This is a genomic window from Vibrio sp. 2132-1, from assembly GCF_033344315.1.
The window spans coordinates 199189-224932 of the sequence record NZ_JAWPON010000005.1 but is presented as its reverse complement, the minus strand read 5'-3'; the positions used below and the strand labels follow the sequence as shown (position 1 = coordinate 224932).

Here is a 25744-nt window from a genome sequence, read left to right as displayed (position 1 = left end):
TTATGACCCCAGAACTAACCGTAACGTTATTTTCCGATGCAGTATGGCTGATCATTTTGATGGTTGCCGTATTGGTTGTTCCAGGCTTAATTGTCGGTTTGTGTATCGCCGTATTTCAGGCTGCCACACAAATCAACGAGCAAACACTCAGCTTTTTGCCACGTTTGCTCGTTACCTTATTAATGGTGATTTTTGCAGGTCACTGGATGCTCCGTAAGATCATGGAACTGTTTGATTTCTTGTTCCACAACATACCAGGGATGATTGGCTAATGGCCATCACATTTGCAGAGCTCTCGGCGATACTCGGTCAACTCTGGTGGCCGTTTTTTCGTGTGGGAGCCGTATTTATTTCAATGCCTTTCTTTGGTGATGCAATTATTCCTGTTTGGGTTCGTACTTTACTGGCCCTCTCGATCGTTGTCATTACTGGACCGTTAATGCCACCCATGCCACAAGTCGAATTATTCTCTATGACTTCCCTGTTCCTTGCTTTTGAGCAAGCTATTTGGGGGGTAATGTTTGGGTTAATTTTGCACATGCTCTTTAACGTTTTCACCATGCTTGGTCAGGTGATTTCTCTGCAAATGGGCTTAGGTATGGCGATGATGAATGATCCTATTAACGGGCTTTCTGTCGCCATTTTGGGACGCATATTTCTGATTTTCTCAACCTTGTTGTTTCTTGCGCTAGAAGGACACTTACTCGTCATAGATATCGTGATTCAAAGCTTTGTTGTTTGGCCAGTCGGATCTGGTATCACATCGCTTTCTCTGCAAGGTGTTGTCAATATTTTCGGTTGGATGTTTGCCTCTTCACTCGCTTTGGCTTTACCCGCTATTGTTTCCATGCTTCTAGCCAACATCAGTTTTGGTGTAATGAACCGAGCCGCACCATCACTTAATGTCTATGCGTTAGGTTTTCCTATGACGATGCTGCTGGGTCTATTCAGCGTATTAATCTCAGTTTCTGGTGTTCCTGGTCGCTACACGGCGCTCGTTCACGACACCATTAGACACTTGAGTAACTTTATGTTGGGGGGAGCATGAGCGATCAATCTTCTCAAGACAAAACTGAAAAAGCCTCACCGCAGAAGGTAAAGAAAGCCCGTCAGGAAGGACAAATTCCTCGCGCGAAAGAGTTTACTACTGCGGTTATATTTCTAGCGGTGGCGCTCTACTTTTACTCTCAGCTTAATAGTATTTGGGAAAGCATGTCGGGTATCTTTCGCTACAACATGATGCTGACGCGAGCCGACCTAGAAAATCCTAAACAACTTGTCGAGCAATTGGGACAAAGTTTAGCAGTCATCATCGACATGCTATTACCATTGTTTACCGTCATTATTATCGTGACCTGTGGTAGTAGCCTTGTGCTAGGCGGCTGGATGTTCCGTCCCGCGAACGTGATGCCAAAGCTCAGCAAAATTAATCCTTTGAGCGGGATAAAGCGCATTTTTTCGACCCGCTCAGTGGTTGAGCTCTTAAAGTCGACGTTCAAAGTAGCCGTGATCTTCGGCATCTTATATGGCTATTTAGACAACCACTTACAGCCATTACTTGGCATGCAAAACCTCCCACTCAGCCAAGGTTTTTCTCTAGTAATGTCAATTCTGTTTGAAGGCTTACTCTTAATGGGCTTCGCCTTGTTGTTATTTGGGGTTATCGACATTCCTTATCAGCGTTGGGAACACCTAAAAGAACTCCGCATGACGAAACAAGAATTGAAAGAGGAATTTAAAAATAATGAAGGTCGTCCGGAAGTAAAGCAACGTATTCGTCAAATACAGCAGCAGTTTGCGCGCCGTAAGATCGATAAAATGGTGCCGACGGCTGACGTGATCATCACAAACCCAACGCACTACGCAGTCGCACTGAAGTACGAGCCTTCGCTTTCTGACGCGCCCTTTGTCGTCGCAAAAGGCGTAGACGAAACTGCTATGCACATTCAACGTATCGCCCGAGAAAACAAAGTGGAAATCATTAACTCCCCGCCACTTACCCGTTCGATTTATCACACGACGGCGATTGAACAAGCAATCCCAAGCCAACTGTACATCGCAGTGGCACATATTCTTACTTACGTTTTGCAATTGAAAGCCTTTCGTAAAGGTGAGGGAAAAGAGCCAATTCCTTTACCTCATTTTTCGATTCCAAAACATTTGCAGCACTGATTAACCCGCGTTTATCCAAGGACACGAAAGTATGCTTAACCGGTTAAAACAACTTCAAACATCAACCAAAGGCTACGTTGGCATTCCAATCGTCTTGCTAATGATATTAGCAATGGTGATTCTTCCTTTGCCTCCTCTGCTACTGGATGCGCTGTTTACCTTTAATATCGTCTTAGCAATTCTAGTATTGCTCGTCAGCACAACCGCAAAGCGACCATTAGATTTCTCTGTTTTTCCAACTATTTTGCTGGTCGCAACATTATTACGTCTCACATTGAACGTGGCTTCTACGCGAATTGTACTCCTAGAAGGACATAATGGTGGTGACGCAGCGGGTAAGGTCATTCAAGCATTCGGTGAAGTCGTCATTGGCGGTAACTACGTCGTTGGTATGGTGGTGTTCGTCATCTTGATGATCATCAACTTCGTCGTAATCACCAAAGGTGGTGAACGTATTTCTGAGGTTTCAGCCCGCTTTACGTTGGATGCTTTACCAGGCAAACAAATGGCAATTGATGCCGACTTAAACGCTGGCCTTATCGATCAGGAAACGGCTCGCTTACGCCGTAAAGAAGTCGCCAACGAAGCCGATTTTCATGGTTCGATGGATGGTGCATCAAAGTTTGTGCGTGGCGATGCCATCGCAGGTTTGTTGATTCTGTTTATCAATATCATTGGTGGTATCAGTATTGGTGTCTTCGAGCATGGACTCGCTGCGTCTGACGCCTTTAAAACTTATGCCCTACTCACAATCGGTGATGGTCTAGTTGCTCAAATTCCTTCACTACTATTGGCAACGGCTGCCGCGATTATCGTTACGCGAATTAATGATAGCGATAATGGCATGTCGGAAACCATGCAAAAGCAATTACTGGCAACTCCTGCAACGCTATTTACTGTCGCAGGTATTATGGCGGTAATCGGTATGGTACCGGGTATGCCACACCTAGCCTTTTTTGCGTTTGCTGGCGCATTAGCGTTCGCAGGGTGGCGTCAAACCAAGAAGCCAGTGCAAGACTCCCAGATTGAAGAGGTCGAAGCACTTTCACAAGCAATGCAAGACGATGATACACCGCTGACATGGGATGATATTCCTCACGTCCAAACATTATCACTTGCGCTTGGTTACCGACTCGTCCATCTAGTCAACAAAGAACAAGGGGCACCTTTATCACAACGAATTCGCGGTGTGCGTCGAAACCTTTCTGAACAAGTTGGCTTTTTATTACCTGAAGTTCGTATTCGTGACAATCTGAGCCTCAAGCCAAACCAATACACAATTTCTCTAAATGGCGAAGTCATTGAGCAAGGTTTTATTGAACCAGAGCGTTTAATGGCGATAGCGGTTGGCGAAACTTACGGTGAGGTAGATGGCATTTTGGGTAGCGATCCTGCTTATCAGTTGCCAGCTGTGTGGATTGAGCATCAAGATAAAGCAAAAGCACTTAATATGGGTTACCAAGTTGTCGATGATGGCACTGTTATTGCCACTCATATTAGTAAAATCATGAAGACAAACCTTGCAGAATTGTTTACGCACGACGATGTGGAAGCAATAACCCAGCGTTTGACACAACAAGCCCCGAAACTAGCAGAAGCATTAGCAGCAGCACTTAATCCAGCGCAGCAGCTGAAAGTATATCGTCAGCTTTTATTAGACCAAGTGCCACTAAAAGATATTCGCACGATTGCCAACACAATGTTGGAATCCGCGGAAAATACAAAGGACCCGATCCTACTTGCATCTGATGTGCGCTGTGCACTAAAGCGTACGCTTGTTAACTTAATTGCAGGACAAAAGAACGAGTTAAATGTCTACGCACTGTCTGATGAGTTAGAACAAATGCTACTAAATTCACTGCAACAAGCACAATCTTCTGGTACGGTAACACTAGATAGCTTCCCAATTGAGCCAAACATTCTTGGTCAGTTCCAACAAAACTTGCCATTGATTAGACAACAGCTTAAACAACAGGGGCTACCTCCGATCCTTCTCGTTATGCCACAGCTGCGCCCTCTTCTAGCGCGTTACGCTCGCACATTTACACAAGGGCTGGCAGTATTGTCTTACAACGAAATCCCAGAAAACAAACAAATCAATGTGGTAGGAAACCTTGGTTAATCTTATTTCAACACATGCGATGTACGAACATTTGGTTGGTCTCGCAGTACAACACATCGTCACGGATGACGATCAATTAGTCTTTGATGCTTTAAAACACAATGATGTCCAACACGCATGCCAAGCAATTAGGGAAGCTCAATCAGGGGAAGTAGAATTCCAACACCTGACGTTGAGATTTGGTATGCGTGGAGAACAAAGTGTCTATCAATTCAAACTCTCTGAACAAATGCAGTACTGCCTGGATTTGTTCAGTCTTTACCTTGCACTAAGACAAACACAATTTCAGTTAGAAGCCTTTCATCACGACTTGATTAGTAATGTTGTCGTGCCGATTCGCGTGGATGCATTACTTTGGGAGCCTGGGGTTTATTTTCTCGAACAGACGATTCAATTCCACTCTTCTGCTTTTCAACATGTGATTCCTTCTCTTCAAGCTGATGAAACGTTATGTGATAGTGATAAAGTCGCCACACTCACCAAAAAGTTAAAAGAGAATGCATATTCACTTTGGTTTGAAGTCGCGACATCGCAAGTGAACTTCGAGCGCGTCGCAGACTTTAGTCCCGATATGATCAAATTGTCAGTCACACTAGAGGATAAAGAAGAAAGACACGCTTTCCTACCTATTGCTAAGTTCTTAAGAAAGCATAAATATACTTGGGTTGCCGGACGTGTAGCGAGTCAAACGGAACTTAACCGCTATCGTTTATTGGGTGCCAGTTATTATTTTGGTTATTTCAGCGATATCCCAACCTCTCTCTCCTTTCAGTCTTTTGATGAGGAATAGTTGAAACTCAACCATTTATATTTAAAACAGCACGATTTATTCGTGCTGTTTTTTTATTTATAACGGATAACCACAAGATCATTGGGCAATAGTTTCTTTAACTTAACTAAAAATTTAGGCTTATATGATGATTTTCCCGGTTTTCATGGAATACAAATCACTAAAAATCATCAATTTTTATCTTTTTTAGAAATTTTTTAATTTTCAAATTAATCATTAAAGCCGACCGACCGCCTCTAGTTAGTGACAAGGGAATATCCCGAGGCCTGAAAGATATAGTGACTAACTAAGGAGACTAAGATGGCTTTATCAATGCACACTAACTACGCTTCGCTTGTAACTCAAAACACAATGAACACAACAAGCGGACTTCTAAACACAGCAATGGAACGTCTAAGCACAGGCTACCGTGTGAACTCAGCTGCTGATGACGCTGCTGGTCTTCAAATTGCTAACCGTCTAGAAGCGCAAACACGCGGCATGTCAGTAGCAATGCGTAACGCACAAGACGGCATCTCTATGATGCAAACTGCTGAAGGTGCGATGGATGAAATGACAAACATCGTTTACCGTATGAACGACCTTGCTACACAATCGTTGAACGGTTCAAACAGTGCAACAGACCGTGCGTCTCTTAACAAAGAGTTCACACAGCTTACTGCAGAACTAAACAACATCGTAGACAACACTAAGTTCGGTGGTCAAAACCTTCTTAAAGGCGGCGGCTTCGGTGCAGGTGACGTAACATTCCAAATCGGTGCATCTTCTGCTGAAACATTGACTGTAAGCGCAAGCGCAGGTATCGGTGAAATCACTACTATTCTTGCTGATGCAGCAATTACAGATGGTATCGATGACGCGACTAAAGCAAAAGCAGCACTAGACAAAATCAGCGGCGCTGACGGTCTAGTAGAAAAAATTGGTAGCTCTCGTGCAGACTTCGGTGCGAACATCAACCGTCTTGAGCACACTATGGCTAACCTTGGTAACATGGTAGAAAACGTTACAGCATCTAAAGGTCGTATCATGGATACAGACTTTGCAGTAGAGTCTTCAAACATGACTAAGAACCAAATGTTGATGCAAGCAGGTACAACTGTTCTGTCTCAAACTAACCAGCTTCCAAGCATGGCAATGTCACTACTACGCTAATTACTTAGTTAATAGTGCGCTTAATTTAAATCGTCTTAATTATAAAGCCTTCCTATGGAAGGCTTTATTTTTATCTACGAATATAAATAGAGCTCGTATTATCTTTGTGAGATTCAGGCACTCTGAATCCGAATTTCAACATAATATTAAATAAAACCTTATTAAACAGTTCTAATTCTATCGTCTCTAATTTGCTTCCTATTTTACTATCTCTAAGTTCAGGAAATTTGAACTTAGCTTCCTTTAAGATACTAGCTATCTCATCAGAATTGATGCTCTGTTTACTTAATAGTTTTTTGTTAATGAACTCTTCATATGCACGAGCACATTTCATCAATCGTAACGCAAATTCATTCATAACTGACATTCTTTGAAACGTAAAAAATTTAATTTTTAGTGAGAAAACTTGCACATCGCAATATCAAAAATAATATCAGAACGCAATTAATGCACTCTGTAAGAATTATCTGAATCAAGCTGAAGTAAAGGCTGAATATAACGTCTAATTAAAACATCTCTCCTAATTAGAACCGTCAATACAATTAAATATTTTCTTTGTTTAGGTCGCCTTTTCTTATAAGGAAATTACTTTTTCCATGGAGGAAGGCGGAACAAACAAGGTGGAAACACCACTTCCTCCCAAGAAAACAAAATAGCTTTAAACCTTTGTTTTAATTGAACTTAATATACGGCACGCATCTTGCCACTGATAATTAAACTAAGGCGTAGCATTCAAAGTATTCAAGCCAATAAGAGATGAGAGGAGCACACCTCATGAGTTCTTTAGACCCAGTAAAAATGGCAACCCAATTCGCACAATTGGACACAAACCCATTCAAAAACCGTTACCAAGCGCAAGCTAATGTGTACCAGTCACAACTGTCAGCTTTTAATAAAGTTGAAAGCGCACTACGTGATTTTCGTACTGCAATGAAAGAGATGAATAACAGCACAAACAGCATCATCAAAAACAGTGCGACACTCTCTCAAGAAGGTAACTTTACTGCAAACGCGGATGCTAAAGCGCTAACGGGTAACTATCAGATTTTTGTAGAAAAAGTGGCAACAGCACATCAAGTATCTACAGGTATGCCTGCAGACCTTGAGGCAACGACAGAAGTACCAACAACTGGATCTTTAGAATTCACCATCAACGGTGAAACAATGACTCTAGACTTGTCCTCCGTTGATGTTAATGGTGACGGCACTGCAACGATCAGTGATTTAGCAAGCGCGATTAACAATCACACGGATAACCCTGGCGTTAACGCCACTCTAGTTCGCTCGAATGGTCAAACACACTTTATGCTATCGAGCACTGAGACTGGTGTCGAAAATAAGATCAACGTATCTGCAACGGGTACTGGCCAAGCGTGGTTTGAAGACGCCTTCACCAACCTCAAGCAAATTAACGCTCCGCAAGATGCGGTTATGTGGCTAGGTGCAAAAGACTCAGGCCTGAAACTAACCAACGCAAGTAATACTTTTGAAGGTGTCATCGACGGTGTTGACATTACCGTATCTAAACCGCAAGCCGCGGGAGATTCGCCAATCGGTTTAAAAATTGGAGCTGATAGCGAAGGCACTAAAGAACAACTAGATAAGTTTGTGGAAACCTACAATGCCCTTGTTTCGACTATCGATCAGTACACCCAAATTGGCGGTGAAGATCAGAAACGCGGCGTGCTCGCTAGCGACTCGACATTGCGTTCTATTGAGAGTCAGTTAACGGGGTTAATCCGAGGTGAACACAATGGTATGCGCCTAAGCGAGATCGGCGTGAGCCTAGACCGCAACGGTAAAATGAAAGTTGATCAAGAAAAGTTCAAAGAAGCTCAACAAACAAATAGCGCAGGCTTAGAGGCGTTGTTTAATGGGGATGACGCTTTGCTAGATTCTCTTGACGCAATGGTAGAGCCTTTCTTGAAGTTCTCATCAGGTACCTTCAGCACGCGTAAAGACGCAATACAGTCAAGCTTAGACCGAATCAAAGATAAACAAACCAATTTAGAGCGTAAGTACGAAATGTCGTACAACCGCTATCTCAAACAATTCACTCAAATGAATTCAATTATGACCCAAATGAACCAAACCATGTCCATGTTTAAAGCTCAAAAATAAGACATTTGGTTCCAAATTTAGGAGAAATATTCATGCTTATGGATTCTGGTTACGATTCGTACCAACAAGTCGATCTCGACGCTCAAGCGGCAGCAGCAAATCCACACCAATTGGTCATCATGTTAATCGATGGCCTACTCGATGAAGTTGAACGTATTCGCGGCCACCTAGCCGCAAATCGTTTGGCCGAGAAAGGGAATGGAATCAACAAATGCATGAACATCTTGATTGGACTAACAAGTGCTCTAGATGATGAAAACGGCGGTGAAATTGCGGAAAACCTACGCCAGCTGTATGACTTCTGCCAAGTCGAACTTTATTACGCTAGCGTGCAAAACGATGCAAATCGCTTGGTTAACGTTGAGCGTGTAATGGGTAACATTCGTGAAGGTTGGATGAATTTTGGACAACAAGCATAAAGTATCGCCAGAGCGATTCCGTCATTTATCTCAGCTCATCCAGTTCGCCGCAAAAACGGCCGATTGGCATGCGCTCAAGCGGTACGACTTGCAGTTGCGAGAGCTTTTGATCAGTCACAAGCCTTTTTTGAAAGATCCTAAGCTTGCACCTGAAATCCAGCGAGCGAAAACAGTGCACGCTAATGCCTTCGCAGTATTAGAGAAGTCGACCAACGAGTTGAAAAAAGAGATGAACATGGTCAATGACCATCAAGAACGCGCTATGGCCTATCAATTAGCAATGACCATGGAGCTAACTCAATGATCATACCTTCTTCAACTCAGCACTCGGGTAATTCGCCAGCTAACAATGAGGGTCACATCAAGCAAGCGAACTCGGTACACGGCTTTTCTCATGGTTTTAAATCAGGGAACAAGCAGAATGGTGAGCAAGACTTTAACTCTGCGTCAGCGGTACCGAGTTTTCACCTTACGGCCTCTACTTTGAACAGCGCAAACAAAGTACAAAGTCATGGTTTTGATACTGATGACCGCTCAGCTTCAGATCCGGATGCCAACTTGACCAGTACACTAGGGTTAACAGAATCGACTGATCTTGCAGCGCAAGCTCAAGCTTTAACCCAGGGTATGATTACCATGGCAGAGAAGCAGGCTGAGAAACTAGGAAAAGCGTCATCTTTAATGACTGCGAGCGAAGTTAAGTCTGTTACTCAAGATTCGTCTAACGCTATGTTAAACACATCATCAAAACAAGATGTGAAGCAAAGTCTGCCGACTTCATCGAGTTCGCGTTTGCCTATCTCCGGTGCTGAGTTTCAAACTCTTTTGAATCAACCTGTTCAAGGGCAACCAACCGCCTCTCTACTTCAAGCACAAGCTCCTACAACACAACCTGCACATTCACCGGTTGCGACGAGTCATGTTCAAGCTCAAGGCTCTGAGTGGGCAGCGGTGCGTGTTGATACCACTGCCGGAAAGTGGGGGGAGCAAATGATGCAAGTATTACATGATCGCGTGACGCTCCAAGCTCAACAAAATGTACAAGAAGCAAAAATCCGCCTAGACCCACCAGACTTAGGGAAATTGGATTTACTTGTACGTGTTGAAGGTGACCGATTGAGTGTCCACATCAACGCCAATGCCGCAGCAACACGAGAAGCTTTAATGCAAGTTTCGGAACGATTGCGTACTGAGTTACAAGAGCAAAACTTCGTTCATGTCGATGTCAATGTTGGCTCTGATCAAAACCAAGGTCGAAATGACCCACATGCAAACGAAGAAGACGCCAATATTTTCGCCGCACGAGAATCTGGTGCATTCCAAACCACGACAACAACTAACTATTCAGAACACTGGCTAAGCACTCAAGCTTAGTGAATCTTCGAGGAAAAAGGTTATGACCAAACAACAAATGATCGCCCTGTTTATCGCCATGATCATCACCAGTGCCCTCGTTTCGGCCGTCACAATTATGGGCGGAATCTGGTACTTAAACAAACACGCTCAAGAGTCACCTGACTCTGGTTCACTGATCGAAGACTCTCCACTGTCTTTTTTGGTCACAGAACAACCGACAAGTAAAGGTCCTAGCTTCCATCCTTTGGACAAAGTCGTTTTGACCGTTAAAGGCAAGAAACAGACTCACTTTGTGATGCTAGAACTGGCAATTGAGACACGCCGTCCAGAGCGTATCAAAGAGATCGATGAATACATGCCTATGGTACAAAACTCTCTATTAAAACTGTTTAGCGACAAAACGTTTGATCAGTTACAGCAAGCGGGTGCCATCGATATTCTGCAAGACGAAGTGAAGCAAACGCTTCTACTCGCTTTTGCTAAAACAGACATCGTCCGAGAAATCGACGATGTTTTGTTGACTAAATATGTTGTGCAATAACGGAGCACAACCATGTTAGACATGAATGTACAAGACACTTACACCACAGAAGAGGAAGTGACAACACCGTCACGACCAATTGATGAAAACGCATTGCTACAACGTCATCAGGTCATGGTAAAACGCGTAGTTAACCAGCTGCGCGTTCATGCCACTTCTCACTGTAGTATTGAAGATATGCAGCAGATAGGCCTTATCGCTCTAGTCGAGGCTGGACGCCGATATGGCGATGTTGACGATCCTCACTTTCCTGCTTTCGCCGTTTGTCGAGTTCGGGGAGCTATTTTAGACGAATTACGCCGACTAGATTGGCGTTCACGTAAGACTCGTCAACAAGCCCACGAGCTCAACGACGTGACTCGAGATCTCACTCGAACGTTAGGTCGAATGCCAACGGATGCCGAAATCATCCAGGCTTTAGGGACGAATGAGCAAGATTATTACAACCGTCAAAATGCCGCTCTCGCAGGCGAGATGCAAAGCCTTGATCAACTGATGGAGAGCAGCGGTGATAGCTACATTGGCGGACAATACGATGGCATGGAACATGAACATATTCGTCGTAGTTTAGACAGTGCTTTGGGTAAGTTACCTAAGCGTGATCAACTGCTCCTGACTCTGTTCTATCAACATGAACTCAACTTACACGAAATAGCTCTGGTATTGGATCTGACACCACCTCGTATATGTCAGCTTCACAAACAAGCGCTGAAACAACTCAACCAATTAATGTCCTCTTAGGAGTCACAAGATGCAAAAGTTTTTTGGAGTGCTCACTATCCTGGTGTGCGTCTTCGGTGGATATATGTGGGCCGGTGGTAGCTTAGGTGCTATCTGGCAGCCAGCCGAATTCCTTATCATTATTGGCGCCGCTGCTGGTTCTCTGATCATCGGTAATCCGCCTCATGTACTGAAAGAAATGCGTCGCCAAGTGCCAGCGACCATTAAAGGTCCAACAGAAGAGCATGAGTACTACATGGAATTAATGGCACTACTCAACAACTTGCTAGAGACAGCGAGAAACCGCGGATACAAGTTTCTGGATTCTCATATTGAGGCTCCGGAGCAAAGCTCTATGTTCCTCGCTTACCCGACGATCGCAGAAGATCATCGCCTAATTTCTTTCATTACTGACAATTTACGTTTAATGGCAATGGGACAGATGTCGCCTCATGAATTAGAGGGACTGCTAGAGCAAGAAATCGAAGCAATACAGAACGAAATGCTTTTACCTTCACGCTCACTACAGCGTACAGCAGAAGCACTACCTGGCTTCGGTATTCTTGCAGCAGTTGGTGGCATCATTATCACCATGCAAGCTATTGATGGCTCAATCGCTATGATTGGTTATCACGTTGCGGCAGCTCTCGTTGGTACATTCATTGGTATTTTCGGTTGTTACTGTGGCTTAGATCCACTAAGTAACGCCATGGCTCAGCGAGTAAAACGTAATATGACTGCTTTTGAGTGCGTTCGTGCAACCTTGGTTGCCTACGTAGCGAAAAAGCCGACATTGCTCGCCATTGACGCTGGTCGTAAACATATTCAGCTAGACATCAAACCAACATTCAACCAAATGGAGAAGTGGTTAGCTGAACAGGAGGGATAATGCAAAAACAAGAGCATGTAGTGTTCAAACGTGCCAAAGTATACAGCCATGATGAGTCGTCTCATGGCGGCGCGTGGAAAGTCGCGTTTGCTGACTTCATGATCGCCCTAATGGCGCTGTTTCTTGTACTTTGGGTTATGCAGGTGGTAGACAAAGAAGAGCGTAAAGCGATTGTTGCCCACTTGCATAGTTCAAGCGTATTCGACAAGAGTTACGGCAACCCATTTGATACGTCACAAAGTATTTCTCCTATCGACTTGGCACAGGACTCTTCTGTGCCAAGTAAACACAACTCCAACCATGTGGTAAGCTCCTACTTCAAAGGTGATGGGGATGGACCAGAAATTGATTCTTTGATTCCTGGTAACTTCGATACTCAAGAGCAACTTGCCGCACTAGCGAAAGTAATTGAGCAAATGACTGCCCAAATTAATGCGCAGGGAAATGTAAACGTCACGGTGACACCACAAGGTTTGCGTATCGTCCTTCAAGATGATTACAAACAGCACATGTTCAGCCGTGGTGGTGCAGAACTTACTCCTTTTTTTGAAGATTTACTGCTCGCACTAGCACCTGTATTTCATCGTGTTAACAACCCTCTGATCATCAGCGGACACACAGATGCAATTCCATTTAAAAAGCGTTTTGGTCGTCAATCTAACTGGGCGTTATCAGCCTCTCGAGCAGACGTAGCAAGAAATACGTTAGTTGAAGGCGGTATGCCGGATGATAGAGTAATGCAGGTAACGGGTATGTCAGATAGAGCGCTGCTTAATCCTGATGAGCCAGATTCTAGCGAAAACCGTCGTATTGAGCTGTTTGTTTTAACGACTCCTGCCGCTAAAGTGCTTGAGACCCTTTTTGGCAACCACCAAGAAAGCGAACTGCAAAAAGCGAAAGATAAGGCTGAATTCAACCAACCAGTCATTCGTCAAGAAGTCATCAATTACTCCGGCGATACCGCCACCAGCGAAGTAAAAATTCAAGAATTATAATCTTAAAAGGTCACCACTCTTTTGGTGACCTCTCTAACCAAAGCCTCTGTTACTGTGACTTTTTAGTTGAGTTCTATATGCACATAACATCATCCGAAAAAAGAAAAAGCGACTTACTAAAGAAAGCCTTTTTATGGCTCATTGTCTTCGATTACCTTTTATTGGCGTTTTTCTTAACTCAGCTATCAAGTATGACACTAAACAGCGGAACCATGATCAGCTTGTTACTTGTAGTTTATAACGTCTTACTTGTTTCGCTATGTTTTCAACGAACCAACAAGCAGGACTCTTACATTATCTACCCTGTTTTATCCGCAACGTTATTAGCATTTGTCTGCTTTCTTTACTTCTTTTTTTTAATTTAGCTCCCCGACTCGACCATTGATTTTATTTTTACTGCTTTTTCGAAGTGGTCGAGCTGATGAGTCTGAATCCACCACGTAGCCGCTTCCATCAACAGCTCTGGGTCGTCATTTTTATTAGCGAAAAACGCATAAAATGAGAGACCAACCAATTCACCTTTACTCGCGATCTTTTTGTCACAGACCTCTATAATTTTGTCTCTCAGCGAAGCTCTCATTTCTAATCCCTTAACCTAGTACATACTCACTAACCATACGGTTGAAAGAAATCAAATCAAACGAGCCTTTAATTTCAAAACGCACTCTTCCCACCTCACTCATGAAGAACTCGATTTCACAATCCAAATCAAAAGTACCAGAGGTCTCGATAGAAAATGCATTGATCTTACTGTAAGGCAAAGAAGTGTAATCCACTTTTGAGCCGGTAATCCCTTGCACATTTGCCGCTATCACTCGCTTGTTCGTAAACACCACTTGGTCACGAACTGTTTTAAAAGCAGCGAAAATAGTCTCACCATCAATCAAGAACTTAAGGAAGTCTTCTCTGGCATTAGAAACGTCAATCGGCTTAAGCTTAAATACAGAGGAATTGTCGAAATCAATCATAATTAATCCTTTGAGTGGGCGTTAGAACGAATTATCAACGTATCAGATAGCACCACTTTTGCCTACTCGCAACGCACGTTTCTGCTTGATTCGCCCAACAACAAAGCGTCACTCACTTCCACCCTTGCATCCATTGCTCAGAGTCTTTTAGGTCTTGCCAGTTCATCTCTCGGTCGCGTTTACTCATGACTGCCTCGATGACACATCTCACAACGTTACCATCTTCATCTAGTTCCATTTCTGTCACGACAAAATGCTTCTCTTTGTTTTTAGGTGAAATTGCCGTCCATTTACTGTGCAATAGTTTCTTAGGGTGGATTCTGTTCATCGCATTGTACCAATTTAACTACCATGTTGATGTATACGACTGAATACCAAGAGAGAATCAGATTTTGTTTTTGCAAACCGACAAAAGATAAAACCGCAAAAGAGATCACTCCCTTTCGCGGCTCTAACTACAATCCGACTAGGTCTTCTGACCATTCAGTCGAGGGTTTAGGTACTGATTTTGTAGCAACTGTAACCCTTTACCGACCAGAACAATCACTACCGCGCCAATCAGGACAGGCGTGAAGAGAAAACTCCATCCCTGCCCAGACGCCATGATCAAAATTGGATTTGCCCCCGCAGGTGGATGAGTGGTCTTCGTAATCAGCATCGCAGACACACCTAGCCCCGTCGCAATCGCGAGCGTGACCGGCGTGACGTCAACATACTGGCTAAACGCAATACCGATAGATGCCGTAATGAAGTGACCAATGATCACGTTTTTTGGTTGAGCGAGAGGGCTGCTAGGCACCCCAAACACCAGTACTGCGGTAGCACCAAATGGTGCCATCAGGAGTACAACCTCCGTCAGTGATACCTCAGCGTAGGACAATACGCCAATAGCCAACGTAGCGCCAAGCCCGGCAACCAACGATAAAATTAAATTATTCATAAACACCTCAAAGTAGACCGAATTGTCTACAAAATAAAATAGACAAATCTGTCTACCTTTGTCAATATGTGTTTATGGAACTTTTTGAGGACGTAGTTATGAACAAAAAGAAACAGTTATTGATCGACACAGCTTTGTCACTGTTTTATAAACAAGGCATCAACTCTATTGGCATCAATGAAGTCCTCAATGTTTCCGGCGTGGCTAAACGCACGCTATATAACCATTTTGAGAGCAAAGAAGCGCTTATCATCGCCGCATTAGAACAACGCCACCAAGTATTTATGGAATGGTTGGAGGAAAAGCTTTCTTCAGCACAAACGTGCGCGGAGGTGATCGATCAGTTATTTACAGCACTCAACGGCTGGTTTCATGGCTCTGAAGAAAAGTTGGGCGAGTTTCGCGGTTGCTTTTTCATCAATACGTCCGCGGAATTCAGTGACGACAGTGGCGAGATCGCAACGTATTGCCGCTACCATAAGCAGCAAGTCAGAGAGCTAATTCATCACTATCTCAAATCAGACAACGCTGCATTACTCGATGCCATTTGCATCATGAAAGAGGGCGCGATCACTACCGCTTACATGACGAAAGAGTACGACAACATCACGAAGAAATGCGTGACCATTTTGCACAAGCTTTAATGCGTTCAGGTATAGTCATTTGCGGATTAAGTATGCAAACCAAAGGCACCAATCGGTGCCTTTTGTTTCAGTTAGTCAGTGTACTTATAGCTCGTGCTCGGTACGTGCGATGATGTCGTCTTGAGCATCTGGTGATAGCGCGGTGAAGAAGGCTGAGTAGCCTGCAACTCGCACAACAAGATCACGATATTGTTCAGGGTTCTTCTTCGCAGCTAGCAAGGTCTCGCGAGAGACGATGTTGTACTGCACGTGCCAGCCTTTGTGGTGGTTGAAGAAGGTGCGAATCAACATAGAAAGCTTGAGCTTGTCCCCTTCAGACTCAACCGCTGCCGGGCTCAACTTCTGGTTAAGCAGCACGCCACCAAGGATCTTATTCGCTTGAATCTTACCAACCGAGTTGTATACCGCTGTTGGACCTAAACGGTCTGAGCCAGATGACGGGCTTGCACCTTCTGCCAGTGGTGTTTTCGCTTTACGACCGTCTGGCGTCGCCATGGTTGAAGCACCAAATGGGACGTTTGCCGAGATACTTGATGTACCTGCGTAGTAACCGCCGCCAATTGGGCCACGCCCATGACGCGTATTAACGAACTGCTCTAGCTCATCAATGTACACTTGGTACGCGTCTGCGAGCAGTTGGTCTACCGCGTCATCATCGTTACCGTATTTTGGTGCAAAGTTGATAAGACGTTGGCGAAGCTGTTCGTTCTCCATGCCGTCGAAATCTTCTGCCAATGCTTTTGCCAGCTCTGGCTGAGTGATTTGCGCGTCATCGAAAACAAGATGTTTGATTGCTGCTAGGCTGTTACCCAAGTTTGCGATACCGACTTGCAAGCCAGATACCCAATCGTGTTTCGCGCCGCCTTCTTTCACGGTTTTACCGCGAGCTAAACAGTCATCCACCAGCGTTGAACAGAAGATGTCTTGTGCTTGCTGTTCAAGTACGCTGTCGACGACTGTATCAATCTCAATCGATTTACGGGTGTAGTAGCGGATTTGCTCTGCCCAAGAAGCTGTCACTTGCTCAAAGTTCTCAAAGTTGCCTTTTGCTAATGACTTATCGTGCGGCAAGAAAGCTTTACCCGTTGTTGCATCCACACCTTCGTTCAATGAAGCGAGCAGGATACGAGCGAAGTTAATGAAGCTCATGCCCGTACAACGGTACCCCCATTTGCCCGGAACCGCCGTCTCGATACAGCCGATAGATGCGTAGTTGTAAGCGTCTTCTTTCTCTACGCCGAGCTTGATGAATTCAGGAATAACAATCTCATCGTTGTTGAACGCTGGCATGCCGAAGCCGCATTTAATCACTTCAATACAGCCCATTAAGAACTCTTGGTTCAAACCTTCGTGGTAACGCACACTCAAGTTAGGTTGCGTCGAACGCAACTGACCACAAGACTCCAGAATCGCCCAAGAAAGTGAATTCACTGCGTCTTCAGGCTCACCCTTTTCATTCAACTTCTGACCGCCGATACACACGTTTTGATACAGCGGAGAACCTGCGGAGGCTTTTGAGTGCGCGCCAGAGCGAATCTTGTTTACTTCAAGCAGCTTCAACCAGCAGCTTTGCAGCAACTCTAATGCGAAGTCTTTTTCAATCGCGCCGTTTTCGATATCGCGAACATAAAATTCGTTTAGGAATTGGTCCATACGACCGAAAGAAACCGAGTGACCATTCGATTCGATTTGTAGCATCAACTGAACGAAGTAGCTCAATTGCAGTGCTTGCCAGAAGTTTTCTGGTGCGTGGCTCGCGACATGACGACAGTTTGCCGCAATGCTTTCTAACTCAGCTTTGCGCAGCGGGCGTGTCTCTTCTAACGCCATTTTTGCCGCCAATTCAGCGTAGCTCACTATGTGATCTTGAATCGCAAGCAGTACGATTTCGACTGATTTATAGAACTGCTCTTTCTTCAAGCCTTCAAAGGTCGAAACATCATTGTTAGCACGGTGCTGACGAACATCCTCTAGCAAGCCGTTCATGCCTAGCTTCAAGATTTTTTCGTTATCCACCGCAAGGTGCGCGTCACCCGAAGTCATGTTGCCTTCAGCTTTAATGATGGTGCTGGCTAAGATTTCTTGCTGCTCATCAGTAAACAAGCCATAACAACGGTCTTGAACGGTTTTACCGCGCCAGTACGGTGTGATGCTGTGGATGCTTTGCTTATCTTCTTCAGTAACCGCAAAGCCTGCACCAGGACGGTCGGCTAGCTCATCAATTTCCGCTTCAATCCAACGTACAGTGTATTCTGGGAAAATAGGCGCAGCGCGCACTTTGCTCGCTTGGTTACCGACGATCAACTCATCGTGTTTAATCCAAATAGTACGAGTACGTAAATGCTCTTGCAGTGCTAGCGCACGTTGGACAATCACAGGTTTGTCTTCGTTTGCTTGATAAGCACGAGTGTATGCCTCTGCACGCTCGGTACAGACAGGTGGCGTTACGATATTTACCAGTGCCGATTTGTGCGCTTTGATACGCTCAGGAAGGTAATTCAGGTCCATAGTTAACCTCTTACAATCACGTTAAGTTGGGTGTTTTCGCTTGCGTATTGCATGGCGCTTTCTAGCAGTTCTGGTTTGTTTAATGGCTTGTCAGAACACTCGTAAGGCATATCGAGCAAACGGTATTTATTGATGCCGAGCGTGTGGTACGGCAGCAAGTGAAGTTCTTGGCAGCTTTCTAGTGAAGCCGCAAAATCGATGATGTCTTTCAACTCTTCGATGGTGTCATTGAACCCCGGCACCACTGGAACGCGAATCACAATGCGTTTCGCGATAGGTGCCAGTTTTCGGAAATTGTCTTTGATGCGTTTTAGTGAACCTTTCGCCCAGCTAAGAAACTTCTCTTCATCGGTATGTTTTAAATCCGCCAACCAGCAATCAATATGCGGCGCGACTTTTTCGACGTTCTTCCACGGCACATGCATGCACGATTCAATAGCGGTAGAGACTTGGTTGTCATGCAGACGCTGTGCGAGTTCTGCTACCAAATCCGCTTGCATGAGTGGCTCACCACCGGAGAAGGTCACACCACCTTGGCTTTGATCGTAGAAAGGTTTGTCTTTCATTAAGGTGTCGAACAGCATGTCTGATTTTGCCTCTTCACCGCAGACGGTCAGTGCTTGCGTAGGACAGACGTCTCGCAGCGCGATCAGTTGGTCTTCTTTGATGGCTTTGCGATTAATGATGATCTGGTTGTCGATACGTTGAATACCATCGCTCACCGTTTCACTACCCGCCGTGGTTTGAGTTGTAGCTTGATAAGCAGAAACGCACAGTTGGCAACCTTCCATACAGCTTCGCTGATCAAACAACAGTGAATGTTTTTCGCTGCGACTTTCTGGGTTTTGACACCAAGGGCAAGACAAGCTGCATCCTTTAAGAAAAAGAATGGAACGAATGCCATCGCCATCATGGGTAGAGAATCGTTGGATATTGAAATACATCTCTGCTTGCCTCTTGGTCTGTGCTACCGCTGTGTACTTAATCCGTTTCTTGCTGGTTAAGTCTTATCAGCGGCTTTTCTTTGTTCGAACTGAAAGCTTCATTTGAGCGTTTACAAGTTTCACTTAACTTTCATTTAATGAAATTATTATAGCTTCAAATGAAATTTCAATTGATCAAAATCAAGATCTCGTTCGATTGTCAGATCTATAGTGATCCCATCATCAAAACGAAGATTTTGTTTAAGGTAAAAACCATGATTGAACTTTATTTAGATACTGCTGATGTGGCAGAAGTAAAACGCTTTAACCAGTGCCTACCGCTAAAAGGCGTGACGACAAACCCAAGCATTTTGGCGAAGTCAAAACAGGGACTGAATGAAACCCTAGCAGGCATGCAAGAAGCACTTGGCGGTACACCTCGCTTTCACGCTCAAGTCGTGAGTTCAACCGTCGAAGGCATGGTGGCAGAAGCGCGCCAACTGAATGAATTGCCTTACGATATGGTGGTAAAAGTGCCAGCAACAGAAACCGGCTTAGCAGCAATTAAGCTAATGAAAAAAGAGGGAATTCAGGTTCTTGCCACGGCTATCTATTCAGCTCAACAAGGTTTCTTAGCAGCACTGTGCGGTGCAGACTACCTAGCACCTTACGTAAACCGCATTGATGCGATGAACGGCAACGGTGTTGAAGTGGTCGCGGATCTTCAATTGTTGCTCGATCAAAACCGACTACCAGCGAAGATTTTGGCAGCCAGCTTCAAGAACACTCAACAAGCGATGGAGGTGATGAAACTGGGCATCGAAGCCATTACATTTCCAACCGATGTGGCAGCGCAAATGTTCGCTCACCCAGCAGTAAAACCTGCGGTTGAACAGTTCGATAAAGACTGGAAAGAGACGTTCGGCGAGAAACTTTCATTTGAAAGCTAATTAAAAGTAAGAACTCAATATCTTAGTCAATAATAAGGGAATCTTAACTCACCCTGTGCGCCGGTGAGTTAAGATTCCCTTTTTGTATTTCATATAAAGAGGCGAGGTTTACAGCAGTTCTCTATTGGTCAGTGACCAAAGGTACACGCGCTTGAGTAAACTGATTTTGACCCTCTTACGAATACCTCGTTTGGAATGGCGGAGTCGGTTTGGTAGCACAATGGCTTTCATCTCGGTTTTCATTTCTTTTCCATCCACCAACACAGTAGACCTCCGATGCAGTAAGCCAGCAGATCTTTCCAATCAAATGTGGCGCCCAAAATTACAGCCAGAGGCGATGAAGATTCGATACCAAGCCAAGCTGCGACCTGAAGCAATTGCCCCAACTCGACGGCAAACGCAATCAACACCACCAGTGAAACCATCCAGTTAACGGGCATGGAGAACAAGCTTGCAAGAAAGTAGTAGAGCCAAACCACAACCAGAACATCACCAAATGTCGGACGAATAAAGCTGTCTCGAACATAGAGCGCAATAACGACCAATGTGATAAAACACACCAAGCTTTTCAGTCCATTTTTTGCAGAAAATTGCAGGCGGATAGCGCACGTTTCTTCCAACATATTGCTTGGCTGCCCTGTGAGAATTGCTCGTTTAAACATCTTCATGATTCGCCTTTGCGCTTTCTTCCGCTTTCTTATTTCGTGCGTACCAGTCGATGTTGCGTGTAATGACCATAGTGAAGCTCAAAATCGCGAAACACAGTAATGTCCCCATTACCAATGCGTAACTCTCTGCTTGTAGCAAGCCAAACAGTAATCCGTAGAGAGTAAGCAAACACGCTCCGAATATCGCGCCGTGTTTGGTGTTGCTCAACATACCGCTCACGTACACACTTAAAAGCCCCGTCGATGCGACTGCTGACACCACATACGCCCAGTTGAAGCCGAGGTGTTCACTCATCGAAATCAGCAATAGATAGAAAAGCGCTAAAGCCAGACCAATAAAACCGTATTGCACTGGGTGAACCGGACGCGCTTGGAACAGCTCCAGCAAGAAGAAACTCGCAAATACTAATGTAATAACCAACAGTGAATAGTTAACGGCTCGGTGAGATTTCAAATAGTGGTCTACGGGATCAATCAAATCTACGCCCATTTGTCGCTGTTCAAGCTCGTGACAAGCGTGATTCGATGACAAACAACTTTGGAACAGCTGCGCGATATTGGTTGAGAAGTTGTTGCTCGCCCATTGTGCTTTAAATCCATCTTCAGATACCTCTGACGACACTGGTAAGTAATCACCGATAAAGCTTGGATGTGCCCAAGTTGAAGAGAATTCAACCGTTGTTTGACTGCCGATTGGTGTGACTTGAAGCTGACCCATACCTTGCAGCAAGAAGTTAAGATCGAAAGCCAAAGGTTGCTTTGCGTTTAGGTCTGCGAGTGTCAGAGCACTGTGGAAGCCTTGTGGTAGCTGATTTAACCCTGTTCCCGGTGCGACTTCGATATCAGAGCTCGCCATGGTCATGTCATCCAAACGAATCAATCCGCGGCTGTCTTCAATGCCAACCACTAGGCTCATGTTGTCAATATCAAGCCCCTGCAACGCCGCGAGCTCGTCTGCATCGAAAGTGCCTTTCAGTGCCACTTGTGCTTTGTATAAACGCGCGCGGTAAATGCCTCGGTACTTTTCAAAACTGTCCAGATTCGCGCTCATATCAAAAGTGCTAGGTAGGAGGAATTTACGACGCTCTTTAATCTGTACTTTGTCATCTCGGTAACTGGTTTCGGTGTAGTTAACCATGATGAATGGACCAATGATGCGTTGTTCGCCGCTGCTGCTGCGTGCGATGTCGTTTCTGACTTCATCTTGGCGATATGAGCGTTCTGAGATCAGCCCTGTGACCATTGAAAGCGGGATTTGCAGTAAGACAAACAAAAACAGCACGAAGGCGAACTTCGTGCCGAGTTGGTTATTGAGGATCTTTTTCATGTTTCATTCTCCATTTGCTGATGGGAGTAATCTAAATCAGCAATTTGGAGAACGAATGGAGCGAATGTGGAGTTTCTATGGAGTTGGTAAAATCAGGGTCACTTTCACGCCAGCATCGACGTTTTCGACTTGCAACTGACCTTTGTGCAGCTTGGTCACCTGCTCAACAAAATTCAGCCCGAGCCCAGTGCTCTTAACACCATTTTCCCGAGCGAGGGAGTAGAAGCGCTCGGTCAAACGAGTCATTGCATAGTCGGGAATGCGAGGGCCTGAATTGAAAATCGACAAGCACACTTTCTCTTTCGCGACCTCAGCTTTCCATTCAATGCATCCCTCCGAATCAACAAAATCCAGCGCATTGTCCATCAAGTTAAAAACGGCTTGTTTCAGCAAGAAGGCATCACCAAACACGGAGAGATGGTCATCAATTTGGATTTTGGCAGTGACCGACTTAGCACTCAAACGCGCATCCGCCGATTCAACCACTTCATTGACCATTTGTTTTAGCGAGATAGCTTCGACTTGTTCTAGTTCAGGGCGCTTTTCAAGACGAGCAAGTTCTAGCAGCTTATCAATCAATGACTGCATGCGATCGCTTTCTCGCTCAATGTTGCCAGCAAAGCGTGTGACCTTTTCTTCAGGCAACGGCATTTGCAATATTTCACTCGCGCCTTTAATCGCTGATAACGGACTTTTCAGCTCATGAGTCAGCGTCTGTACGTACTCTTCCACATACTGTTTGCCATCGAGCTGGTTGCGCATTTTCTCTAATGCGTCGCTTAGCGTGCCGTACTCATAAAAGATACGAAATGTCGGCTTAGAGACCTTTTCGCCCTCACCCATTTTGGTCGCGTAGTCTTCTAGCTTGTTCAGTGCCGAGTGAATTCGCCAAGCAAACAATGCCCCTGCCAATAGCACTAAACCACTCATCCACACCATCCAAAACAGCACATTGCGTTTAGAAAGATCGATGAAGGGTTGTACTGAGCGATTGGATTTTGCCACCGTCACGCTGCCAATGATTTCGCCTTTGTGATAAATGGGTGCAGCAACGTGCATAACGGTTGAGAGCGGATCTTTCGGGTCTTCGATGGTACTGCGCGCACCGTATTGACCACGCAACGTGAGATACACATCGTTCCATTGCGAATAGTCTTTGCCAACATCTTGCTGCCAAGAATCCGCAATCACAATGCCTTGTTTGTCGGTGATGTAAATTCGATGGTTAATCGCTTTTTTGCCAATTTCCCAAATGCGCGCTTGAGGTTCTCGCTGCCCATAAGCCGCTAGCAGTTTGGAGAAGCGACTCTCAGACAACTTTCCGTTTGCAACGTCCTCTTCTGCCAATACCGCGAGCAAGTTCGCCATATCCACCAGCGTCTCTTCAGTGGTTTGACGCACGGTTGGCTTAAGTTCTTGGACGACAGTTTTGCTCACCATGTAAGCCGTCATCCCGACTAAGATGAAGTAGAGAAAAAACAGTCTGAGTCCAAGAGGGATCTTCGGCCAGCGATTCATCATTCACCTTTAATGCAGTAGAAGTAACCAAAGCCACGCTTGGTACAGATGCGTTCAGACATCCCAAACGGCTTCAACTTATGGCGAATAGCTTTGATATGAGTATCGATATTGCGCTCGTATGCGGCCTCTGGCGCCATGTCTGCCGCGACCATGAGCTGCTCTCGGCTCAATACATTGGAAGAGACAGAAATCAGTTTATCGAGGATCTTGAACTCCACCGCAGTTAACCCAAGCATTTGCCCGCCAACACCATAATCGAAGTTTTGCGCGACTAAATCATGGTTCAAATGAGGTTGTTCTGGAACAGCTACAGGCTCTGGTTTGTGCTCCATCATTGGCGCTTTAGCTTTGATTCGAAGTTTAATGCGAGCCAACATTTCACGCGGGCTGAATGGCTTAGTCACGTAATCATCCGCGCCAATCTCCAAGCCGACTACGCGGTCAATTTCATCGCTTCTTGCGGTGAGAAAGATAATGGGAATATCAGAAAACTCACGGATGGTTTTACATAATTCAAAACCATTGCCATCCGGTAAGCCTACGTCTAACACAAGTAACGCTGCAGAGTTATGCTGCAAAAAGGCCAAGCCCTCTCCTGCCGTTACAAACAACTCTGCGTGGTAGCCATCCATCTCTAATACATGAATCAGGTTCTCTGCGATGGCAGATTCATCCTCAATAATGACGACGGTTGATTGGTCGCTCAATGTTCTAACCTCACTGACGATACTTGTTTAGATGCACATCTTGTTCACTTACTTTGGCGCAAAGGCTATCGGATTGATACCACAAAGGCAAAATCCGTGAATAATATTAATCAAACACCCTCTCATTCAGCGTGGTGGACTTATCACTCACACTGATGAGTCACTACAATTGTGAATACAATGATTTCAACCATTGATATGAACAGTGTTCATTTTACACTCGAGTTATCAATTCGATTTTGTTTAAAGGACAGTAACTGATGAAAAGAGCGCTAATCCCCCTAGCTTTACTCACTTTGCTCTCTGGTTGCGCCAGCATGTCTCCGGATGAGTGCAAGACGGCGAACTGGTACAAGGTAGGTTATCAAGATGGCCGAGACGGCAACGATCCAAACGTTATCAATAGCTATACCGAAGACTGTGGTGAAGCGGGTGTGACACCAGACCGAGCGAAATGGAAAGAAGGCTTTGATAAAGGCACTATCCTATATTGCTCACCAGACAATGGTTACACTGTCGGTATCGAAGGCAAAGAATATTACGGCGTGTGCAGCAGCAAAGAGTTCATTGAAAACTACCAGTTAGGTCATCAAGAATATCAACGCCAGCAACGCATCCAAGAAATCGATACTGAAATCTCCGTCATCGATAATCAACTTGATGGCAACCCAGACAAAGACAATGCCAAACGTCTGAAAGAGAAGAGAAAGCGATTGGCTGACGAGCGTTCAGACCTGTTGTCGCCAACCATCAACTTGAATCTGAATTTCTAAATCGATTGGATTTAGCTTCTAAAAATTCATGGCCCTAGCTCAGTTCTAGGGTCATGAATTGACTGTTCGGATCGAGTTCGTAATCCCCAAACGGCTCGCAGTACACAAAGCCATGCTTTTCATACAACAGGCGCGCAGGTTTAAAAAATTCCATCGAGCCCGTTTCTAAACTCAAGCGCTGCAAGCCTTTTTGCTTCGCTTGCTCAATCACATGAATCAATAATTGAGATGCCACTCCTTGGTTTCTTGCCGCTGGCGTGGTGCGCATGGATTTCAGCTCCGCGTGTTGGCCATCCAACTCTTTAATCGCAGCACACCCCAACAGCTGCTCATCTTTCCATCCAGTCCAGAACGTTACGGCTGGTAGTTTTAGTTTATCCAGGTCTAACGCATGTACGCTCTCTGGCGGTGACGTGGCATACATATCTTGTAAGTGTTCTTCTAACAGCGCGATGACTTCTGGTCTTTCTAAATTATCGACTTCAATCTTCACATATCTTCCTTGATTTATTCATTTAATTGCATCGAATTTATTGCA

Annotated in this window: 30 protein-coding genes; 18 read left to right on the top strand and 12 right to left on the bottom strand. The window is 44.9% G+C overall.

All coding sequences use genetic code 11. From position 1 onward, the window contains the following. Positions 1 to 2 precede the first annotated feature (2 nt). The 6 genes from fliQ (at position 3) to lafA (ending at position 6236) form a co-directional block, all read left to right on the top strand. Positions 3 to 272 carry a flagellar biosynthesis protein FliQ gene (fliQ, locus tag R8N47_RS07395; protein WP_005375036.1) on the top strand — a complete coding sequence of 90 codons (270 nt, stop codon included), beginning with the start codon at positions 3 to 5 and terminating at the stop codon, positions 270 to 272. Beyond that, complete coding sequence (gene fliR / locus R8N47_RS07390; protein ID WP_005375027.1) at positions 272 to 1048, top strand: flagellar biosynthetic protein FliR; 777 nt, start codon at positions 272 to 274, stop codon at positions 1046 to 1048. Before fliQ ends, fliR begins: the two co-directional genes overlap by 1 nt. Next, positions 1045 to 2172, top strand: coding sequence for a flagellar biosynthesis protein FlhB (gene flhB, locus R8N47_RS07385; RefSeq protein ID WP_005375025.1), 1128 nt, complete (start codon positions 1045 to 1047; stop codon positions 2170 to 2172). Before fliR ends, flhB begins: the two co-directional genes overlap by 4 nt. A gap of 31 nt (positions 2173 to 2203) precedes the next feature. Continuing rightward, positions 2204 to 4294: a flagellar biosynthesis protein FlhA gene (flhA, locus tag R8N47_RS07380; protein WP_017633492.1), complete on the top strand. Its 2091-nt coding sequence runs from the start codon at positions 2204 to 2206 to the stop codon at positions 4292 to 4294. A 19-nt stretch (positions 4295 to 4313) separates the two neighbouring features. Further along, a complete protein-coding gene (locus R8N47_RS07375) occupies positions 4314 to 5084 on the top strand; it encodes an EAL domain-containing protein (RefSeq protein ID WP_017633491.1) in 771 nt (256 codons plus the stop codon). 300 nt (positions 5085 to 5384) lie between these two features. Then, entirely contained in the window at positions 5385 to 6236 is an 852-nt protein-coding gene (gene lafA, locus R8N47_RS07370) for a lateral flagellin LafA (RefSeq protein ID WP_005375019.1), read from the top strand. 70 nt (positions 6237 to 6306) lie between these two features. Here lafA and R8N47_RS07365 read toward each other — a convergent pair whose 3' ends face one another. Beyond that, a complete protein-coding gene (locus R8N47_RS07365) occupies positions 6307 to 6594 on the bottom strand; it encodes a hypothetical protein (protein WP_064354937.1) in 288 nt (95 codons plus the stop codon). A gap of 416 nt (positions 6595 to 7010) precedes the next feature. Here R8N47_RS07365 and fliD point away from each other — a divergent pair, with 416 nt between their 5' ends. The 9 genes from fliD to R8N47_RS07320 all read left to right on the top strand — a co-directional run bounded on the left by fliD (position 7011) and on the right by R8N47_RS07320 (position 13642). After that, a complete protein-coding gene (gene fliD / locus R8N47_RS07360) occupies positions 7011 to 8357 on the top strand; it encodes a flagellar filament capping protein FliD (protein WP_042521679.1) in 1347 nt (448 codons plus the stop codon). 32 nt (positions 8358 to 8389) lie between these two features. Beyond that, the gene (gene fliS, locus R8N47_RS07355; RefSeq protein ID WP_005375014.1) at positions 8390 to 8776 is read left to right on the top strand and encodes a flagellar export chaperone FliS; all 387 of its coding nucleotides are present in this window, start codon (positions 8390 to 8392) and stop codon (positions 8774 to 8776) included. Further along, the gene (locus R8N47_RS07350; protein ID WP_005375013.1) at positions 8760 to 9080 is read left to right on the top strand and encodes a hypothetical protein; all 321 of its coding nucleotides are present in this window, start codon (positions 8760 to 8762) and stop codon (positions 9078 to 9080) included. The genes fliS and R8N47_RS07350 overlap by 17 nt, the downstream gene beginning before the upstream one ends. Further along, a complete protein-coding gene (locus R8N47_RS07345) occupies positions 9077 to 10150 on the top strand; it encodes a flagellar hook-length control protein FliK (protein WP_005375012.1) in 1074 nt (357 codons plus the stop codon). Before R8N47_RS07350 ends, R8N47_RS07345 begins: the two co-directional genes overlap by 4 nt. Before the next feature lie 22 nt (positions 10151 to 10172). Next, positions 10173 to 10673, top strand: coding sequence for a flagellar basal body-associated protein FliL (gene fliL, locus R8N47_RS07340; RefSeq protein WP_005375011.1), 501 nt, complete (start codon positions 10173 to 10175; stop codon positions 10671 to 10673). A gap of 12 nt (positions 10674 to 10685) precedes the next feature. Continuing rightward, positions 10686 to 11414 (top strand): FliA/WhiG family RNA polymerase sigma factor, encoded by a 729-nt coding sequence (locus tag R8N47_RS07335; RefSeq protein ID WP_005375008.1) that lies wholly within the window; start codon positions 10686 to 10688, stop codon positions 11412 to 11414. A 10-nt stretch (positions 11415 to 11424) separates the two neighbouring features. Continuing rightward, a complete protein-coding gene (gene motA / locus R8N47_RS07330; protein WP_005375006.1) occupies positions 11425 to 12282 on the top strand; it encodes a flagellar motor stator protein MotA in 858 nt (285 codons plus the stop codon). Then, entirely contained in the window at positions 12282 to 13277 is a 996-nt protein-coding gene (locus R8N47_RS07325; RefSeq protein WP_005375003.1) for a flagellar motor protein MotB, read from the top strand. The genes motA and R8N47_RS07325 overlap by 1 nt, the downstream gene beginning before the upstream one ends. Positions 13278 to 13354: 77 nt before the next feature. Next, positions 13355 to 13642 carry a hypothetical protein gene (locus tag R8N47_RS07320; RefSeq protein ID WP_005375002.1) on the top strand — a complete coding sequence of 96 codons (288 nt, stop codon included), beginning with the start codon at positions 13355 to 13357 and terminating at the stop codon, positions 13640 to 13642. Here R8N47_RS07320 and R8N47_RS07315 read toward each other — a convergent pair. The 4 genes from R8N47_RS07315 to R8N47_RS07300 all read right to left on the bottom strand — a co-directional run bounded on the left by R8N47_RS07315 (position 13639) and on the right by R8N47_RS07300 (position 15185). Further along, positions 13639 to 13857, bottom strand: coding sequence for a DUF6500 family protein (locus R8N47_RS07315; RefSeq protein ID WP_017634431.1), 219 nt, complete (start codon positions 13855 to 13857; stop codon positions 13639 to 13641). The genes R8N47_RS07320 and R8N47_RS07315 overlap by 4 nt on opposite strands. A gap of 10 nt (positions 13858 to 13867) precedes the next feature. Continuing rightward, the gene (locus tag R8N47_RS07310; RefSeq protein WP_005386881.1) at positions 13868 to 14245 is read right to left on the bottom strand and encodes a PH domain-containing protein; all 378 of its coding nucleotides are present in this window, start codon (positions 14243 to 14245) and stop codon (positions 13868 to 13870) included. 112 nt (positions 14246 to 14357) lie between these two features. Beyond that, the gene (locus tag R8N47_RS07305; RefSeq protein ID WP_005374999.1) at positions 14358 to 14573 is read right to left on the bottom strand and encodes a TIGR02450 family Trp-rich protein; all 216 of its coding nucleotides are present in this window, start codon (positions 14571 to 14573) and stop codon (positions 14358 to 14360) included. A gap of 138 nt (positions 14574 to 14711) precedes the next feature. Then, positions 14712 to 15185: an HPP family protein gene (locus tag R8N47_RS07300; protein WP_064354938.1), complete on the bottom strand. Its 474-nt coding sequence runs from the start codon at positions 15183 to 15185 to the stop codon at positions 14712 to 14714. A 98-nt stretch (positions 15186 to 15283) separates the two neighbouring features. Between R8N47_RS07300 and R8N47_RS07295 the strand changes: the two genes are divergently transcribed. Next, positions 15284 to 15829, top strand: coding sequence for a TetR/AcrR family transcriptional regulator (locus tag R8N47_RS07295; RefSeq protein WP_025768600.1), 546 nt, complete (start codon positions 15284 to 15286; stop codon positions 15827 to 15829). 84 nt (positions 15830 to 15913) lie between these two features. On the opposite strand, the gene R8N47_RS07290 is transcribed toward R8N47_RS07295, so the two are convergent. Beyond that, complete coding sequence (locus R8N47_RS07290; RefSeq protein ID WP_064354939.1) at positions 15914 to 18337, bottom strand: formate C-acetyltransferase/glycerol dehydratase family glycyl radical enzyme; 2424 nt, start codon at positions 18335 to 18337, stop codon at positions 15914 to 15916. A gap of 2 nt (positions 18338 to 18339) precedes the next feature. Further along, positions 18340 to 19281, bottom strand: a complete 942-nt coding sequence (locus R8N47_RS07285) for a glycyl-radical enzyme activating protein (RefSeq protein WP_064354940.1) — start codon at positions 19279 to 19281, stop codon at positions 18340 to 18342. Positions 19282 to 19535: 254 nt separating this feature from the next. Here R8N47_RS07285 and R8N47_RS07280 point away from each other — a divergent pair, with 254 nt between their 5' ends. After that, positions 19536 to 20210, top strand: a complete 675-nt coding sequence (locus tag R8N47_RS07280) for a fructose-6-phosphate aldolase (protein WP_064354955.1) — start codon at positions 19536 to 19538, stop codon at positions 20208 to 20210. A gap of 239 nt (positions 20211 to 20449) precedes the next feature. Here the strand turns inward: R8N47_RS07280 and R8N47_RS07275 are convergent, their stop codons facing one another. The 4 genes from R8N47_RS07275 to R8N47_RS07260 all read right to left on the bottom strand — a co-directional run bounded on the left by R8N47_RS07275 (position 20450) and on the right by R8N47_RS07260 (position 24433). Further along, positions 20450 to 20878, bottom strand: a complete 429-nt coding sequence (locus R8N47_RS07275) for a DUF2809 domain-containing protein (RefSeq protein ID WP_064354941.1) — start codon at positions 20876 to 20878, stop codon at positions 20450 to 20452. After that, a complete protein-coding gene (gene creD / locus R8N47_RS07270) occupies positions 20865 to 22205 on the bottom strand; it encodes a cell envelope integrity protein CreD (protein ID WP_064354942.1) in 1341 nt (446 codons plus the stop codon). The genes R8N47_RS07275 and creD overlap by 14 nt, the downstream gene beginning before the upstream one ends. A gap of 75 nt (positions 22206 to 22280) precedes the next feature. Beyond that, positions 22281 to 23723 carry a two-component system sensor histidine kinase CreC gene (creC, locus tag R8N47_RS07265; RefSeq protein WP_064354943.1) on the bottom strand — a complete coding sequence of 481 codons (1443 nt, stop codon included), beginning with the start codon at positions 23721 to 23723 and terminating at the stop codon, positions 22281 to 22283. After that, on the bottom strand, positions 23723 to 24433 hold the full coding sequence (locus R8N47_RS07260) for a response regulator (protein ID WP_213913626.1): 711 nt from the start codon (positions 24431 to 24433) through the stop codon (positions 23723 to 23725). Before R8N47_RS07260 ends, creC begins: the two co-directional genes overlap by 1 nt. Before the next feature lie 260 nt (positions 24434 to 24693). On the opposite strand from R8N47_RS07260, the gene R8N47_RS07255 reads away from it, so the two are divergent. Next, entirely contained in the window at positions 24694 to 25206 is a 513-nt protein-coding gene (locus tag R8N47_RS07255; protein ID WP_064354945.1) for a DUF2799 domain-containing protein, read from the top strand. Positions 25207 to 25240: 34 nt separating this feature from the next. On the opposite strand, the gene R8N47_RS07250 is transcribed toward R8N47_RS07255, so the two are convergent. Further along, positions 25241 to 25699 (bottom strand): GNAT family N-acetyltransferase, encoded by a 459-nt coding sequence (locus R8N47_RS07250; RefSeq protein WP_064354946.1) that lies wholly within the window; start codon positions 25697 to 25699, stop codon positions 25241 to 25243. Positions 25700 to 25744 lie beyond the last annotated feature (45 nt).

Excerpts from the sequence above, each read along its gene's own strand:
- R8N47_RS07300 (WP_064354938.1), bottom strand. The coding sequence starts at position 15,185 with ATGAATAATTTAATTTTATCGTTGGTTGCCGGGCTTGGCGCTACGTTG.
- fliD (WP_042521679.1), top strand. The coding sequence starts at position 7,011 with ATGAGTTCTTTAGACCCAGTAAAAATGGCAACCCAATTCGCACAATTG.
- R8N47_RS07285 (WP_064354940.1), bottom strand. The coding sequence starts at position 19,281 with ATGTATTTCAATATCCAACGATTCTCTACCCATGATGGCGATGGCATT.
- R8N47_RS07320 (WP_005375002.1), top strand. The coding sequence starts at position 13,355 with ATGCACATAACATCATCCGAAAAAAGAAAAAGCGACTTACTAAAGAAA.
- creD (WP_064354942.1), bottom strand. The coding sequence starts at position 22,205 with ATGAAAAAGATCCTCAATAACCAACTCGGCACGAAGTTCGCCTTCGTG.
- R8N47_RS07280 (WP_064354955.1), top strand. The coding sequence starts at position 19,536 with ATGATTGAACTTTATTTAGATACTGCTGATGTGGCAGAAGTAAAACGC.
- R8N47_RS07255 (WP_064354945.1), top strand. The coding sequence starts at position 24,694 with ATGAAAAGAGCGCTAATCCCCCTAGCTTTACTCACTTTGCTCTCTGGT.
- R8N47_RS07375 (WP_017633491.1), top strand. The coding sequence starts at position 4,314 with ATGTACGAACATTTGGTTGGTCTCGCAGTACAACACATCGTCACGGAT.
- R8N47_RS07365 (WP_064354937.1), bottom strand. The coding sequence starts at position 6,594 with ATGAATGAATTTGCGTTACGATTGATGAAATGTGCTCGTGCATATGAA.
- R8N47_RS07305 (WP_005374999.1), bottom strand. The coding sequence starts at position 14,573 with ATGAACAGAATCCACCCTAAGAAACTATTGCACAGTAAATGGACGGCA.
- R8N47_RS07345 (WP_005375012.1), top strand. The coding sequence starts at position 9,077 with ATGATCATACCTTCTTCAACTCAGCACTCGGGTAATTCGCCAGCTAAC.
- fliR (WP_005375027.1), top strand. The coding sequence starts at position 272 with ATGGCCATCACATTTGCAGAGCTCTCGGCGATACTCGGTCAACTCTGG.
- R8N47_RS07335 (WP_005375008.1), top strand. The coding sequence starts at position 10,686 with ATGTTAGACATGAATGTACAAGACACTTACACCACAGAAGAGGAAGTG.
- R8N47_RS07310 (WP_005386881.1), bottom strand. The coding sequence starts at position 14,245 with ATGATTGATTTCGACAATTCCTCTGTATTTAAGCTTAAGCCGATTGAC.
- fliL (WP_005375011.1), top strand. The coding sequence starts at position 10,173 with ATGACCAAACAACAAATGATCGCCCTGTTTATCGCCATGATCATCACC.
- R8N47_RS07315 (WP_017634431.1), bottom strand. The coding sequence starts at position 13,857 with ATGAGAGCTTCGCTGAGAGACAAAATTATAGAGGTCTGTGACAAAAAG.
- creC (WP_064354943.1), bottom strand. The coding sequence starts at position 23,723 with ATGAATCGCTGGCCGAAGATCCCTCTTGGACTCAGACTGTTTTTTCTC.
- R8N47_RS07290 (WP_064354939.1), bottom strand. The coding sequence starts at position 18,337 with ATGGACCTGAATTACCTTCCTGAGCGTATCAAAGCGCACAAATCGGCA.
- lafA (WP_005375019.1), top strand. The coding sequence starts at position 5,385 with ATGGCTTTATCAATGCACACTAACTACGCTTCGCTTGTAACTCAAAAC.
- R8N47_RS07275 (WP_064354941.1), bottom strand. The coding sequence starts at position 20,878 with ATGAAGATGTTTAAACGAGCAATTCTCACAGGGCAGCCAAGCAATATG.
- motA (WP_005375006.1), top strand. The coding sequence starts at position 11,425 with ATGCAAAAGTTTTTTGGAGTGCTCACTATCCTGGTGTGCGTCTTCGGT.
- fliS (WP_005375014.1), top strand. The coding sequence starts at position 8,390 with ATGCTTATGGATTCTGGTTACGATTCGTACCAACAAGTCGATCTCGAC.
- flhB (WP_005375025.1), top strand. The coding sequence starts at position 1,045 with ATGAGCGATCAATCTTCTCAAGACAAAACTGAAAAAGCCTCACCGCAG.
- flhA (WP_017633492.1), top strand. The coding sequence starts at position 2,204 with ATGCTTAACCGGTTAAAACAACTTCAAACATCAACCAAAGGCTACGTT.
- R8N47_RS07295 (WP_025768600.1), top strand. The coding sequence starts at position 15,284 with ATGAACAAAAAGAAACAGTTATTGATCGACACAGCTTTGTCACTGTTT.
- R8N47_RS07325 (WP_005375003.1), top strand. The coding sequence starts at position 12,282 with ATGCAAAAACAAGAGCATGTAGTGTTCAAACGTGCCAAAGTATACAGC.
- fliQ (WP_005375036.1), top strand. The coding sequence starts at position 3 with ATGACCCCAGAACTAACCGTAACGTTATTTTCCGATGCAGTATGGCTG.